This window comes from Salinibacillus xinjiangensis (assembly GCF_009649735.1).
In the GTDB taxonomy this organism is placed as follows: domain Bacteria; phylum Bacillota; class Bacilli; order Bacillales; family Alkalibacillaceae; genus Salinibacillus; species Salinibacillus xinjiangensis.
The window spans coordinates 209,404-224,928 of sequence record NZ_WJNH01000004.1 but is presented as its reverse complement, the minus strand read 5'-3'; the positions used below and the strand labels follow the sequence as shown (position 1 = coordinate 224,928).

The window sequence follows — 15,525 nt, the reverse complement described above, 5'->3', positions numbered from 1 at the left end:
GATAGAAGAATATATTTACTGGTACAACCATGAACGATCAAAAGAAAAATTGGCTGGATTGAGTCCAGTTGAATACCGAACTCAATCCAGCCAATCAGCTGCATAATAAAAACTCTAACTTTTGGGGGTAACCACCATCCCAAGCGTCTTGTACAGTTCAGTGTAAAACAGTTTTAAAATCTATTCTATACACTAAGCAATTCTCGAATTTCATCCTCGCTAAGGCTCTTAAACATCGTTTCTCCTGGCTGGATAATATTTTCGATTAACTCTCGCTTTTTCTGCTGCAAGGAATAGATTTTCTCCTCAATCGTCCCTTCTGTAATCAAACGGAATACTTGGACGACCTTTTTCTGGCCGATGCGATGAGCGCGTCCTGTTGCTTGTTCCTCAATAGCTGGGTTCCACCAGAGATCATAGAGAATAACCGTATCTGCACCGGTAAGGTTAAGCCCTGTACCACCAGCCTTTAAGGAAATTAAAAAAATTTCTTTTTCCCCTTGGTTAAATCGCTCAGCCATATCTACCCGCTCACGTGAAGGTGTTTGACCATCTAGATAAAAAACATCCTTACCAAGCTCCTGAAGCTTTTCCCTGATAATTTTCAGCATGCTAGAAAATTGGGAGAAAATGAGCATTCTTTGCCCGTTTTCAGATGTATTCTGAACAAGCTCTAACAATTGATTTAGTTTACCAGACTCTCCCTGATAGTCCTCAATAAATAAGGATGGGTGACAGCATAGCTGGCGTAGCCTTGTTAAGCCTGCTAGTATTTTCATTCGACTTCGCTGAAAGCCCTCTGTTGAAATGGCGTGCGCAGCTTCCCCTTGGATTTGCTCGAGGTAACCAAGGTATAGCTGCTTTTGTTCTTTGGTGAGTTCAGAAGTATGTACCGTTTCAATTTTGTCTGGCAATTCCCTCAGAACATCCTGCTTGAGTCGGCGTAAAATAAAAGGTCGACTCATCCTAGAAATTTGCTCTTGTGGTAAGGTATTGAACGTCTTTTTATTAGGAAAAAAGCCAGGTAAAATGGCATCAAAGATCGACCAAAGTTCATCTAACGAATTTTCAATCGGCGTCCCACTTAACGCAAAACGCTGTTGGGCCTTTACAGACTTTACGGCCCTGGCTGTTTTGGTTAAATGATTTTTAATGGCTTGTGCTTCATCCAAAATGATGGTTGAAAACTCTAATTCTTGATAGGATTCTACATCCTGACGTATTAAAGGATAAGACGTTACCATTACATCTACTTCTTGGAAGCCTTCAATCTGAGCCTGCCGCTCGTCTTTATTTCCACTCACTACTACAACGTTTAACTGGGGGGCGAACTTCGTAAATTCACTCTTCCAATTGTAGACGAGAGAAGCGGGTGAAATAACTAAAGATGGTTTGTTGGTATGGTTATGCTCTTCCCATTCTGAAAGCAGAAAGGCAATCGCTTGTAGCGTTTTACCAAGTCCCATATCATCAGCTAAAATACCGCCGAAACGATAATAACTAAGCCCCTTTAGCCACTGAAACCCTACATTTTGATAGTCTCTTAAATCAGCTTGGAGGGAGTCAGGAATGGAATAGTCATTGTCATCAGGATTTTTAATATCCTGAATTAACTGTCGGAAGGCTTTGTTATATTTGGCCCCGGTTTCTTTATTGATGAATTCTTCCACCTGCAGACCTCGATAAGCAGGTAATGTCACCTTCCCCTGCTCAATGGAATCTGGCTGAAGATTCAATTCATCAAACAGCTTTGTAATGGGTGAAAACGATTCCTCCTCAAGGGGGATAAACGTCCCATTTGGTAAGCGATAATAACGTTTCTTTTCCGTAATGGATTGGAAAATATGCTGAATTTCATCTTGATTGATATCCTCAAAATCAAAATTAATCTCTAAGAAATTCTCACTCGCATCTAAATCTACGTTTACTTTCGGCAATTGTCGTTCTTCAACCAATAATTGCTTCACTTGATTGGTCATAAAAATATCTAGCTTATCCTCAATTCGAGGTAGCAGGTCATAGATGAAGGAAAATATCTCATCCTCTTCATCAATATATAATTCATACCCATTGTATTTAAAGGATGCATTCTCAATCACATTCATAATTTCTTGCTCTTTTTCCATATCTCGTATTAGAATTTGATTGCTTTCAGGTCTTGTCTCCTCCTGGTTTCGATCAAAAGGATAAAAAACGTAATCATCATAGTGATATTCAAGATTAGCATCCAGGCGTTCCTCATTAAGGTCTAAATAAAGCTTTGCCTGTAAGGGTGGATGAATAATTTCATTGGATACGTCCTCTGTAATGTTTAACTCTCCAATTTTATTAAGAGAGGGCATGACATTTGATAAAAACGGCTCGATTTGCTTTAAGTCAATGGGTAATGTGCGGTTATGGACTCGTTCAATGATATTGCCCATTTCCGTTAAAATGCCCAATTGAGTTGTGTTTAGCTTATAAAACGTATTTTCCGTTAAAATATATTTGTAATCCTCAAAAATTGTTGCATCGTTGAGAAAGTGTAAATCGAGATTGTAATTCTCTTGTTGTTGATCACGGGTCAGCTCAAAATTGAAAGGCAGAGGACCCTCACTCCACTCAATATTTTCATAGGTTTGGCCATTTATATTAGTAAAGTGACAGTTCCGTTGTTGTAGTAGCTGTAAAAACCGATCAATAAATAGTGGTGGAATGGACATTGCTCGTTTTTCATCTGCTGAGGCTGCTAGCCAACTGGTTTGATAAAAGGCTTCACTTTTATGAATATCGATCAGTAAGCGAATGACCTCCCAATCCTCCTTTGTAAAATGATGGATACGGGGGTCATAGGAAAACTTTTTCGTGAAAAATAATTCCTTTTGCTGCTCAATATGCTCTAGAAGCTCTCTTATTTTTTTAACTACGTAAACTCTCTCTTCACCAATTTTCAGTTCAATCGTCAAAAGTGGACTATCCCAGGGTCTTTTGCGCGTCTTCAATATGTATTCACAGGTTAATGGCTTACTCGTTATGGATGTTGATTGAGGAGATTCAGAAGTCTCCAAGTAATTTGAAAATAGATTTATCATTTCATTGGTTAAATCAGGTGCTTTTCTTGGCTTGTTTTGTCTGAGCATAGGTCCACCTTCAAATTGACTAAGAAAGTTGTTTAGAGTCGTTTTATTTTGCACATCATGGATTTCATCGGAAATTTCCAACATTGCAGCAATCGAATGCTTACAAGCTCGATATTTATCGTGAGCAGCACATTCGCATACGTATGAAATTCCATCATCGTTAAATTCAATTGTTACGACATACTCGTCTTGTCCAACAACAAGTCCCTTCCAAACATCTTCATGATTTGAAGAGTTCAAATAGTGTACACGACCTTGATTATAATATTCTAAGCCACGTCGATAAACCTTATTTGTAAACATACCTTTTGACGATTGATTTCTAAGCATAACACGAACATCCTAACCGTTTTTATTCTATCATTCTACTTTTTTAGTTGTAATATACGTATATACTGGTATTTTTACTCGAAAAGAAAGGCTAATCCAATTCTTTGGAATCGGATTAGCTCTGACTAACTATTATATAGTGGCTATGCTTTTTGTTCAAACAATTTTATGATTTGAACGATCGTTTCAGTCGATTTCAACATGTGGTCGACGGAAACAAACTCGAATTTACCATGAAAGTTTTCCCCACCTGTAAAAATATTCGGTGTAGGTAGCCCCATATAGGATAGCTGAGAGCCGTCTGTTCCTCCGCGTATCGGTTCAACAATCGGTTTAATATCTAGAGTGTCCATAGCTTCATAAGCAATATCTACAATGTGCTTAACCGGCTCAATTTTATCTCGCATGTTGTAATATTGGTCCTTCATTTCTAAAATAATGTTACTCTCACCATACTTTGCTTGTAGATCGGCTACTACCTTTTCCATATTCTCTTTTCGGGCTTGGAATTTTTCCTTATCATGGTCGCGAATGATATAGGTAAGATTTGTTTGCTCTACATCTCCTTCAAAGGATAGAAGATGATAAAAGCCTTCATATTTTTCTGTATGTTCTGGTGCTTCTTCTGCTGGAAGCATACCATTTAGCTCCATTCCGATTTTAACGGAATTGACCATTTTTCCTTTAGCCGTACCTGGGTGTACATTGTTTCCTTTAATTGTGATTTTAGCGCCAGCAGCGTTAAAACTTTCATATTGAAGTTCACCAATTGGCCCACCGTCAACTGTATATGCATAGGAGGCATTAAAGCGTTCTACATCAAATTTGTGAGGTCCTCTACCAATTTCCTCATCAGGAGTAAAGGCAACTCTGACCTTGCCGTGCTTAATTTCTGGATGCTGAATTAAGTAATCCATGGCAGTCATTATTTCTGCAATCCCTGCCTTATTATCAGCTCCAAGTAAAGTGGTACCGTCAGTTGTAACAAGTGTATGTCCTTTGTAATTTGAAAGGTTTGGGTAATCGTTTGGTGAAAGTACAATATGTAAGGATTCATTTAACACAATATCATTACCATCATATTGCTCGACGATTTGTGGATTCACATTTTTGCCCGTAAAGTCAGTAGCTGTATCCACATGTGCTAAAAAGCCAATTGTTTCTACTTCTTTGTTGGTATTGGCTGGGAGAGTGGCCATTACGTATCCGTGTTCATCTATACCAACATCTTCCATCCCTATCTCTTTAAGCTCATCAACTAGCTGATTAGCTAAAGTGAGTTGTCCTTGAGTAGAAGGACAAGATTCGTTATTTTCGTTTGACTGTGTGTCTACCTTTACGTAAGATGTAAATCTTTTAATCATATCGTTTTTCATATTACTTATTCACCTCTTTTATCTCTATAGTAGCATACGTATAACAAAAAAACACGGGAGGTATAGTCCCTCCCGTGTTAGCTTTTACGCTTGTAATGATGGTTCGATTTTTTGGCTGTCATCTGGTCGTTGTGATTGAAGCATCCAAATACCAGCAATTAAAACAAGGCCAATAATATTTGTAATATTCTCAGGAACAATTAGCATTAAACCACCAACAAGTAGTACCAAACGTTCCCAACCATATGCCTTCCGCTTAAAGTAGCCCATAATCGAACTACTTACTCCCATCATACCGAGCAGTGCTGTTGCAACAGCAATAATGAGTACTATGACGTTATAATCTCCCGATTGAACTAATATCGGGTTAAATACAAATATATATGGGATGATAAAGGCTGCGATTGCCAGCTTGACGGCAGTGACTCCGGCTTTAAATGGATTGGCTCGTGCAATACCTGCTCCAGCATAGGCTGCCAAACAAACTGGTGGAGTAATATCGGCAACAATTCCAAAATAGAAAACAAATAAATGTGCTGCTAGGATATCCACACCAAAACCATTAATTAATGCAGGTGCAGCAACAGTAGCTGTAACAACGTAGTTTGCTGTTGTAGGAAGTCCCATACCGAGAATGATACAAGCAATCATCGTGAAGAAAAGAGCTAATGGTAATATTCCATTGGATAACGTAATAATTCCAGAAGCTATTTTTCCACCTAAACCTGTCATCCCGACTACACCAGCAATAATCCCGGCTGTACCAACTGCAGCAATTACGGGAAGAGCTACTCTTGCCCCTTGTTCTAAAACATGAAGAACCTGTTTAAAGTTCATACGGTCTTCTTTTCGAACAAAACTAGCTAAAAAGGCAACCAAAATACCGCTTAATGCTGCTCTTTGAGGTGTAAATCCTGCAAACAGCGTCCCGACTATTGCAATTAACGGTAACAGCATGTAGCCTTTTCTCTTAAATAATTCCTTTGCATTTGGCAAGAAATCCTTAGATAAGCCGAAAATTCCTTGTTTTTTCGCTTCGTAATGTGTACCCATAAAAATCCCTGAGAAATAAAGCAAGGAAGGGATTAGGGCCGCTAACATAATCGTACCGTAAGAAGTACCTGTATATTCAATCATAATAAAGGCAGCAGCACCCATAATTGGAGGCATTAATTGTCCACCAGTTGATGCAGATGCTTCAGTAGCTGCAGCAAATTCTGGCTTGAATTTGGCCTTCTTCATCATAGGAATGGTAAAAGAACCAGAAGCAACAGTGTTTGCAATAGAACTTCCTGAAACCATACCTTGCAGGGCACTTGCTGTTACGGCTGCTTTTGCCGTACCACCTGTAAATCGTCCTGTTAGGGCATATGCAATATCATTAAAAAATTTCCCTACACCAGAATGGATGAGTAGCACCCCAAATAGTAAGAAGAGGAAGATAAATTTTGAGGACACTTGTACAGGTATACCAAATATAGCATTCTCTCTAAACCAAAGATCCGTCATTACCTTTTCAAATGAGAATCCTGCATGGGACAACATTTGTGCTGGAATGTGGTTTCCGAATAGGGCATAAAGGATTACCACAGAAGCTACAATAACGATTGGTAAACCAACACATCTTCTTGTTGCTTCAAGTAAGAGAAGCACACCTAAAACAGATACAATAATATCAAGGGTTTCATAACCGTGGACACGTGCATCTAAAATATGGTCAAACTGAATAATTTTAAAGTAGCCAACGAAAATTGCGGTAAAAGCAAGCACCACATCATACCAAGGCACTTTATTTTTATGCAAACCTTTTTTCGCGGGATAAAGTAAAAAAATAAGCCCTAGAGCAGTACCAACATGGACGGCACCTTGGATTTGTGATTGCATCGTACCAAAATACCCTGTATATAGATGAAACAGGGTCAGGTAAATAGCAATAAAAGAAACAACCCATGTCCATTTCCCTATATTTTTTCGATAGGTACTTTCACGGTCATATTTCTCTAGCAGCTCTTGTTCAGACAATTGTTCACCGTTTTCTTCAGTGATTTCTGATGTGAGGTTCTTCTTTTCTTGGGTGACTTTTTCTTCGTTTTTATGATTGTTGTTCTTTTTAGTCACACCTTTCACCACCTTTTATAAGAATTGAGATTAAAAGGGACCGGACACACTGTGTCGGTCCCCACAAAAATGAAAGATTGCTAGATTTGCTTAACTAGCTATTTATTCCTTCAAATCTTCAAGGTTAGTGATACCTGTTTCTTCGCGTGTAATAATTTGCATTACTTCAGGATAGATATGACCAATAAACGCGAAGTTTTCAACTGGTGCACCCTCAAATTCGCCTTCTCCGTTATAAGCGTCTTGAGCAGGTACGTGAACAGTCATACCAAGGTCCATAGAGCCCTCACCAATAGTAGCAAGGTTTTCAACTGATGCACCAGTTTCGGTAGCTGTTACGTTAACACCATCAATATAGTTACTCCATAGCGTAGCCATTTCACCACCTAGTGGGTAGTAGGTTCCACCTGCACTACCTGTACCAAGAACAAGTTCTTCTTTACGGCTGTCAGCAGTTGCGCTAACTTCCGCTTCCTCTGATTCAACTGTTAATCCTTGTTCCTCATAATATTTTTTCGCACCAGGGTGGATAGGTAAGCCTTGTGATCCGTTTAAAGCATTTTCAATTGTGGCATGAGCAGACTGAGCGTGGGTGTTTTCATCAGCGTGTTCAACCGAAATTCTTGCAAGCTCATATGCAAGCTCGTTGTCAATTGTATCTGTGTTACCAACGAGTACAGCATAGGCTGTTACGGTTTTAACATCTTCCTCTTGGAAGTCATATGTTCCAGCAGGAATTGTATATTCCATGTAGCCGAGGTTTTCTTCTACGTAGCTAATTGTTTCGTCAGAAAGGCTAACTAGCTTTGCATCGCCAGCTGTAGCTTGCAGGTCATTCACACTTCCGGCTGGTAATCCTAATAAACCAAAGGACAAATCAATGTTTCCATCCTGTAGACCATCTTTCGCATTACCGAAGCCTTCTTCATATGCTTCATAATGTTCTCCTTCTTCTAGACCTGCACCTTCAAGAATGACTTTTGTAGCAGCTTGTGTACCACTACCAGCAGGACCGATGGCGACATTTTTGGTGCCTCCACCTCCGCATGCTGTTAATACAAGTGCAATAATGGAAAATAAAGCAACTGTGATTGTTTTCTTCATGCAATTTTCCCCCTTTAATATTTATATGATTCTCATGTAACTTAAATATTTGATAATAATAGAGTTTAAGTTACCGAGAATGACAACAAAAATAGCACATGTAAAGCGGTTGCACATGACATCATAATCTATTCTATCATAATTTAAGAATTTGTAAATTTTTGTTTAAATTTTTTGTAAATTTGATTCGTTATCGATAGTTTAAAACACCTTAAACAGACAGAAGATTTTATGTAGACAAACGTTTATTAATAACATTTTATTCCTTAAATGTTACAGTTATGAACAAAGCTAGACAAACAAATTCTGTTTTTCATATTTCATAATTTCACATCCGTCTCAACATAATATAAAATAGAGACGAAAATGAGTTTTCTTTAACGTTTACTAAAAAACGTCAATGTTGATACAGAAAGGATAATGTAGAATGTCAAAGCAACAAATTGGTGTTGTGGGAGCAGGCGTAATGGGAAAAAGTCTAGCCCTAAACTTTGAAAGTAAGGGATATTCCCCTGCCATATATGATATATCAGAGGATACGATTTCCAAGATCCTAGAGGAGAATCGTGAAAAGAATTTAGTCGGAACAAGTGATGTAAAAGACTTTATTGAGATGCTCGAAACCCCAAGAAAAATTCTAATGATGGTTCCAGCTGGTGACATTACGGATAAAGCCATTGATTCGTTACTCCCTTATTTGGACCAAGGAGATATATTAATTGATGGTGGAAATACATATTTTGAGGATACGATGCGTCGAAATAAACGATTAGCTGAAAAAGGGATCAACTTCATTGGTGCTGGTGTTTCCGGAGGAGAAGAGGGAGCCCTTAAAGGCCCATCGATTATGCCTGGTGGTCAGAAGGATGCTTATGAAAAAGCAGAAAAATTGCTGACAGATATTTCGGCTAAAGTAAATGGAGAGCCTTGCTGTTCCTATATTGGCCCAGATGGTGCTGGTCATTATGTGAAAATGGTGCACAATGGAATTGAATATGGCGATATGCAGTTGATTTGTGAGGCATACTTTTTCCTTAAGCATACGCTAGGATTAACAGCTGAAGAATTTCATGAAATCTTTTCTAAGTGGAATGAAGGCGAATTAGATAGCTACTTAATCGAAATTACTGCGGATATTTTCACGAAAAAAGACGATGAAACTGGAAAACCGATTATTGATGTCATTCTTGATACTGCTGGTCAAAAGGGTACAGGGAAATGGACAAGTCAAAGCGCACTTGACTTAGGGGTTCCACTGCCTATTATCACTGAATCCGTTTTTGCAAGGTTTATTTCTGCGTTAAAGGATGAGCGTGTCGCTGCTAGTGAAGTTTTACAAGGACCGCAAGACAAGCCATCCCTAAGCATGGAAAAAGAGGAATTAATCGAAGCGGTACGTAAAGCCCTTTATATGAGTAAAATTTGCTCCTATGCCCAAGGATTTACCCAATTAAAGGCGGCATCAAAGGAATACGATTGGAACCTTGATTTTGGTGAAATTGCCATGCTATGGCGTGGAGGCTGTATTATTAGAGCTGGTTTCCTTCAAAATATTAAGGAGGCCTATGACCGCAATGAAAACTTGGACAATCTGCTTCTAGACTCTTATTTTAAGGAGATTGTCGAGTCCTACCAAGGCTCGTTGCGTAAAGTCATTGCGCTTGCGGTTGAACAGGGAATTCCTGTACCAGCATTATCTGGTGCTATTTCGTATTATGATAGCTATCGAACGGCTACACTACCAGCCAATTTACTACAAGCACAACGAGATTACTTTGGAGCACATACGTATAAGCGAATTGATAAAGAGGGAACTTTCCATACAGAGTGGTATTAATTAAAAAAGACGTGATTGCCTTTGGTTGTGGCAATCACGTCTTTTTATTTGGTAGTGGTTGAAGGCGGGGCCGGGGCTTCAGCAAATTTTGTTAATACTTTAGCATAGAGGTGCGATTCTTTAGCAAAGTCTAAGGCAACTTTAGCAGAAAAACCCCTGACTTTAGCTAAAATGATCTTCTTCAGCATTTTGATAAGAATCATCAGCATAAATCAGCCAATCATCAGCATTCCGCCAACCGGAGCCATCAAGCAACAATCCTACTTCTCAAACAACAACACTCGTGCTGGTGAAGCGTCAATTCCAGAAACCTTCAAGGGAGCAGCCACCATGTGATAGGTGCCTGGTTCTACTTCTTTAAAACTTAGTCCTTCGATCACAATAATGTCATGAGCAAATAAGGTTTTATGTGTTGGGTGACCCTCTTGAGCTCGTTCAATTCCGAGTGAATCAATTCCAACTCCAGTAATGCCTTTTTCGGAAAGATACTTGGCCCCACTTTCCGCTAAGAAAATGAATTCAAAATTAAATTCTTCATCAAAGGTGTTTTGGGTCTTAAACAGAACAAAGTCACCCTTTTCAATACCAAGGTCTTGAATATGTTCCTCTTCAATTTTTTCTTCTACATGTGTTAAATCAAACACCTTCACATCCCCGATTAATTTATCCAGTGGAATAGTTTCAAAGGTATCACCATCATTAATCATGTGAAGAGGGGCATCAATGTGTGTTCCGGTATGAGCATCCATTTTAATGGTTGATTCGGTTACATGTCCGTTTGTTTTGGTTGCAAACTCGGGTTGCTTTTCTGGTTTATTCTTATAAACAGGCATCCCTTTATAAACGGGAAGTGTAATATCGTACATTTTCGTCATACAAATTCTCCTTTTTTAAATGGAATAATCGCCATCGTCGGCAATCGGCCACCACTTAAAGCCATCCTGATTTAATAGGTCATCAGCGGCTTTAGGACCCATCGTTCCTGAATCATAGTTTGGAAAGTCCGTTGCTTTTTTCTCCGCCCATGCTTGATAAATCGTATCGACAAACTGCCAGGATAATGCGACTTCATCCCAGTGAGTGAAGTTCGTAGCGTCGCCATTAATGGCATCATGTAACAATTTTTCATAGGCTTCAGGTGTGTTTTGTTGATCGACACAGTTATTGCAGTAATCCAATTTGACTGGTGTAGTTTCCTTGGAGTTGTCTAGCTTTTTACCGTTCATCACAATGGAAATCCCTTGGTCTGGTTGGATATGAATAATCAGTAAGTTAGGATGCATTTCGTCCTCTGACTTATAATAAAGGTTCATAGGGATATCTTTAAACTGAATGACAATCTTCGTAGACTTTTCAGCCATTCGTTTCCCTGTGCGAATGTAAAATGGTACACCTGCCCAACGGAAATTATCAATTAACACCTTTCCAGCCACAAATGTCTCAGTGTTGGATTCAGGGTTAATGTTTTCTTCACTTCTATAGCCAGGCACTTCCTGATTTTCTATTTGTCCAGGACCATATTGACCACGGACAAAATACTCGTCTACTTCATCAATTGCCATCGGGCGGAGAGCACGTAATGCTCTAATTTTTTCACTTCTAATTTCATCAGTGGACAGCTTGATTGGCGGTTCCATGGCAAGTAAAGCTACCATTTGTAGGATATGATTTTGAACCATATCTCGAAGTGCGCCAGACTTATCATAATAACCGCCTCTTTCCTCCACACCTAATGACTCACTTGATGTGATTTGGATGTTTGAAATGTAACGGTTATTCCACAGTGGTTCAAACATCGCGTTAGCAAAACGGATGACTTCAATGTTTTGGACCATTTCTTTGCCAAGGTAGTGGTCAATTCGGTATATTTCATCCTCCTCAAAGGCTTGGCGAATTTCTGCATTTAATTTTTTAGCAGAAGGTAAATCGTGTCCAAATGGCTTTTCGATAATCAATCGATTCCAGCCATCACCGTTCGTTAGACCTTCAGATTTTAGGAATGAAGCAATCGTTCCAAAGAATTGAGGTGCCATGGCTAAGTAGAACATCCGATTTCCGGGTATATGAAATTCACCTTCTAGGCTTGAAATTAGCTTACTAAGTTCCTGATAGGACTCTTTTGTGGTTACATCCATAGGAATATAATCAAAGTGGGCCAAAAAGTCCTCTACATTAGCCTCCACTTCTATTTTGGAATCGTGAAGAGCCTTTTCCACATTTTCACGAAAAACCTCTGTACTCCAACCACGCCTTGCTGTTCCAATTACTGCAAACTTCTCATCAAGGTACCCTTTTTTATAAAGGTTATAAATCGATGGAAATAACTTGCGTTTGGCTAAATCTCCTGTAGCACCAAAAATAACCATTGTACAATATGTATGATTTTCGTTCTTCACTGTAAATCCTCACCTTCATCTAGTTGTATCTGTAGTATTCCTCTAAACCTTAGATGAAACACATTTTTTCTACTATCTTTAGGAAACTAGACCGTTTATTCAAAAAGAAATCCCCTAAAAAGTATAAGGGTTTGCTCTCAGGATATCAATAAACAGACATTTCCCAGTTGGAAAAGAGACAATCATAAAATGTCAGTCGTATCGTCTCTAATTTTGGGCATCCTTTACTTTAGAGGAGGATGTAGATGAGTAAACAGGAAGGAAATATGAAATGGTGGCAGCTATCACTATTTGGGGTAGGCTGTACGATTGGTACGGGATTTTTTCTTGGCTCTAGTATTGGCATACGACTTGGGGGACCTGCCATATTATTAGCTTTCATTTTTGCGGGGCTCACCACTTATATTGTGTTCGATGCCTTAGCCAAAATGACAGCTCAGGATCCGCAAAAAGGATCCTTTCGATCTTATGGTAAAAAAGCATTTGGCCATTGGGCTGGCTTTACGATTGGATGGGTTTATTGGGCATCTGAAATATTAATTATGGGAAGCCAATTAACAGCTTTATCGATTTTCACACAATTTTGGTTTCCAAATATATCAATGTGGATCTTCGCTGCCATCTATGCAGTGCTTGGTTTACTTGTACTATTAGCAGGCTCTAAAAGGCTCAGCAAATTAGAAAACGTTTTTGCAATCATAAAAACAGCGGCGATTGTTATGTTTATATTCATTGCTGGGGCTTTTATTTTAGGTTTCATTGACTATTCAAGTGAAATTTATTTGCCTAAAACCATAAATGATTTTTTTCCGAATCAAATGTTAGGGGTCTGGTCGAGCTTTATTTTTGCTCTTTACGCTTTTGGAGGAATTGAAATCATGGGATTAATGGCAATGGAATTGAAGGACCCAAAGGAAGCTCCCAAAGCGGGAAAAGTTATGATTTTTACTCTAGTGACCATTTATGTGATTTCGTTAGGATTAGCTCTATTGTTTATGAATTCCTTTAGTACCGAGGAAAGCCCGTTCGTAGAGGTCTTAAACAAGCTAGGTTTACCATTTTTTACGCATGTACTTAATGGTGCACTAGTTATTGCTGGCTTTTCCACAATGGTGGCTTCTTTATTTGGAGTTGCTAGTATATTGCGGTCCTTAGCCGAGGACGGGGATGCCCCAGCATTTTTTGCGAAGGATGGACGACTCGCCATTCCCTATCCTTCGCTCACTTTACTTGTGATTGGTTTGTTAATTTCCATTTTTATGGCCTTATTACTGCCGGATAAAATTTATGAATATGTTACAACAGGTGCAAGCTTAATGCTGATTTATAATTGGCTCTTTATTATCCTATCTGCTCGCAGGCTGTTGAAAAAGTCTACCGTCGATCGTCTGAAATTTACTATTGGGATTATTCTTGTGTTGTTAGGAGTTAGTGGAACTTTATTTCATGCAGCTAGTCGTCCAGGCTTTCTTATTAGCCTAGGGTTTGTTGTTGTTATTGGAATTGTCACCATCATCATGTCTAAACGATGGAAGTTTCAAAGACGAGGTTAAAGCAATAATTTCAAGCCTTGGTACCCAAAGTAAGCACCAAAACCAATGAGTGATAAACCTGAAATGGCAGATAGACCCTGTAATATACGGGTATTTAAAAGCTTTCGAAAGCTACTTGAAATTGTCGCCATGGTGATATCCCAGCTCATAAGACCAATAAAAATAGCCGTACTATATAAAATAAGTTGTTGGTTTCCATATGAAGATGCAGTTTCGGCTAAGACTGAACCGTAAATCCCCAGCCAGAACAGAATGGTAAGAGGATTCATTAAGGACATCATAAATCCTTTTAAAAAGGATTTAGAAAAGGGACCGACATTTCGTTGGTTTTCAATGCTCATTTTATTGGCTGATAGCATACTTTCAAACCCTGTATAAAGTAAGACAAAGCTACCAAATAGCCATAAAAAGGTTTTAATAAAGGGGGTGTCGATAACATGAACTACCCCTAAGTAAACGACTAGCATATAAATTCCATCGGCTATAACAGCTCCTAGTCCAACTAGCCAAGAATGAAAAAACCCCCCCTTAATACCGAGGTCTAGTTGTGCTGCGTTAACAGGTCCAATGGGAATAGCTAGTGATAATCCTAATAAGATATAGCTGAAAAACGTATTCAATTTGTCCACCCCTTATGAAATAAAGCTTGTCTAATTCATGTGTATTCATAGAAGAGGGGTTGTACCACAAAAAGATATAGATATGTTTCTTAGGATGAATAACGGACATTGTGATAACAAAAATTAGAAGTAAAATAAGTACTGGAAGGGGATTTACAGATGACGAATCAACAATTTCAAGAAGCAATTAACTCTGTCCATGATGCAGAAAGAGCCGTTTTAGATGCACAAGGAAATACAGACCCTGAGCATTATCAGCAGGCACAGCAGCATTTATTTAGGGCACAAAAGCTATTGAATGAACTGGAACACAATCACCACAGCGGAAATGAGGAAGAAACACGACAGTTACAGCATGCTAGGGAATTACTAAAGCATTTACTTGAAGCTCAAAATTCCATTTAAAAGAGAGAGGAGGAGAGTGTTTGCGATATACTCCACTTGGTTCGTCCTTTTATAATATGCCTACCCTGACTTTGGCTGAAGAACTTCTTGGGAAGCTACTTGTGAAGGAAACCTCATCGGGACTGACCTCGGGATGGATTGTTGAGACAGAAGCGTACAAGGGACCAGAGGATCGAGCTGCTCATAGTTATCAAAATCGGAGAACAAAAAGAACAGAGGTCATGTTTGGGAAACCGGGGTTGGTCTATACGTATTCTATGCACACCCATTGTTTGGTAAATGTTGTGAGTGGTGAGGTGGATAGGCCTGAAGCGGTATTAATTCGTGCCGTTGAACCAAAAGACGGAATTGACCTCATGTATGAAAGACGTGGTGTGGATAAAAAGGAAGTGAATTTAACCAATGGACCCGGAAAATTAACGAAGGCCCTAGGAATTACGATGGAGGATTACCGTCGAAGTCTTTATGAGCCACCGATTTACATAGCAGAGGGCCCGAAGCCAGCGTCCATTTCAAAGGGTCCTCGGATTGGTATTGAAAATAGTGGTGAGGCAAAGGATTATCCTTGGCGTTATTGGGTGACGGGGAATCGGTTTGTTTCGAGGTAACAGTAGTCTTTTTAACATATGACACCAGTTTTATATTATGATAGGTACATAGTTTGCTA

Annotated in this window: 12 protein-coding genes; 5 read left to right on the top strand and 7 right to left on the bottom strand. The window is 39.1% G+C overall.

Annotated features, from left to right (window positions below):
- Positions 1–106 (top strand): IS3 family transposase (locus GH754_RS08465; RefSeq protein WP_153728279.1); only part of this gene is annotated, 106 nt, incomplete at its 5' end.
- 79 nt (positions 107–185) lie between these two features.
- Here the strand turns inward: GH754_RS08465 and GH754_RS08460 are convergent.
- From GH754_RS08460 to GH754_RS08445, 4 genes are all read right to left on the bottom strand, one after another.
- A complete protein-coding gene (locus tag GH754_RS08460; protein ID WP_153728278.1) occupies positions 186–3,449 on the bottom strand; it encodes a DEAD/DEAH box helicase in 3,264 nt (1,087 codons plus the stop codon).
- A gap of 143 nt (positions 3,450–3,592) precedes the next feature.
- A complete protein-coding gene (gene pepT / locus GH754_RS08455) occupies positions 3,593–4,825 on the bottom strand; it encodes a peptidase T (protein ID WP_153728277.1) in 1,233 nt (410 codons plus the stop codon).
- 84 nt (positions 4,826–4,909) lie between these two features.
- The gene (locus GH754_RS08450) at positions 4,910–6,943 is read right to left on the bottom strand and encodes a TRAP transporter permease (RefSeq protein WP_323741922.1); all 2,034 of its coding nucleotides are present in this window, start codon (positions 6,941–6,943) and stop codon (positions 4,910–4,912) included.
- Between the two features lie 102 nt (positions 6,944–7,045).
- Positions 7,046–8,047: a TAXI family TRAP transporter solute-binding subunit gene (locus tag GH754_RS08445; RefSeq protein ID WP_153728276.1), complete on the bottom strand. Its 1,002-nt coding sequence runs from the start codon at positions 8,045–8,047 to the stop codon at positions 7,046–7,048.
- A gap of 427 nt (positions 8,048–8,474) precedes the next feature.
- On the opposite strand from GH754_RS08445, the gene gndA reads away from it, so the two are divergent.
- On the top strand, positions 8,475–9,884 hold the full coding sequence (gndA, locus tag GH754_RS08440) for an NADP-dependent phosphogluconate dehydrogenase (protein ID WP_153728275.1): 1,410 nt from the start codon (positions 8,475–8,477) through the stop codon (positions 9,882–9,884).
- 260 nt (positions 9,885–10,144) lie between these two features.
- Here gndA and GH754_RS08435 read toward each other — a convergent pair whose 3' ends face one another.
- Together GH754_RS08435 and zwf are read right to left on the bottom strand one after the other, a co-directional pair.
- Positions 10,145–10,759, bottom strand: coding sequence for a cyclase family protein (locus tag GH754_RS08435; RefSeq protein WP_153728274.1), 615 nt, complete (start codon positions 10,757–10,759; stop codon positions 10,145–10,147).
- A 15-nt stretch (positions 10,760–10,774) separates the two neighbouring features.
- Positions 10,775–12,250, bottom strand: coding sequence for a glucose-6-phosphate dehydrogenase (gene zwf / locus GH754_RS08430; protein WP_153728300.1), 1,476 nt, complete (start codon positions 12,248–12,250; stop codon positions 10,775–10,777).
- Positions 12,251–12,525: 275 nt separating this feature from the next.
- Here zwf and GH754_RS08425 point away from each other — a divergent pair, with 275 nt between their 5' ends.
- Positions 12,526–13,833 (top strand): amino acid permease, encoded by a 1,308-nt coding sequence (locus GH754_RS08425; RefSeq protein ID WP_153728273.1) that lies wholly within the window; start codon positions 12,526–12,528, stop codon positions 13,831–13,833.
- Here GH754_RS08425 and GH754_RS08420 read toward each other — a convergent pair.
- Complete coding sequence (locus GH754_RS08420; protein ID WP_153728272.1) at positions 13,830–14,453, bottom strand: LysE family transporter; 624 nt, start codon at positions 14,451–14,453, stop codon at positions 13,830–13,832. The genes GH754_RS08425 and GH754_RS08420 overlap by 4 nt on opposite strands.
- 159 nt (positions 14,454–14,612) lie before the next feature.
- Here GH754_RS08420 and GH754_RS08415 point away from each other — a divergent pair, with 159 nt between their 5' ends.
- Together GH754_RS08415 and GH754_RS08410 are read left to right on the top strand one after the other, a co-directional pair.
- A complete protein-coding gene (locus tag GH754_RS08415) occupies positions 14,613–14,858 on the top strand; it encodes a hypothetical protein (RefSeq protein WP_153728271.1) in 246 nt (81 codons plus the stop codon).
- Positions 14,859–14,878: 20 nt separating this feature from the next.
- Positions 14,879–15,466, top strand: coding sequence for a DNA-3-methyladenine glycosylase (locus tag GH754_RS08410; RefSeq protein WP_153728270.1), 588 nt, complete (start codon positions 14,879–14,881; stop codon positions 15,464–15,466).
- The last annotated feature ends 59 nt before the right edge of the window (positions 15,467–15,525 follow it).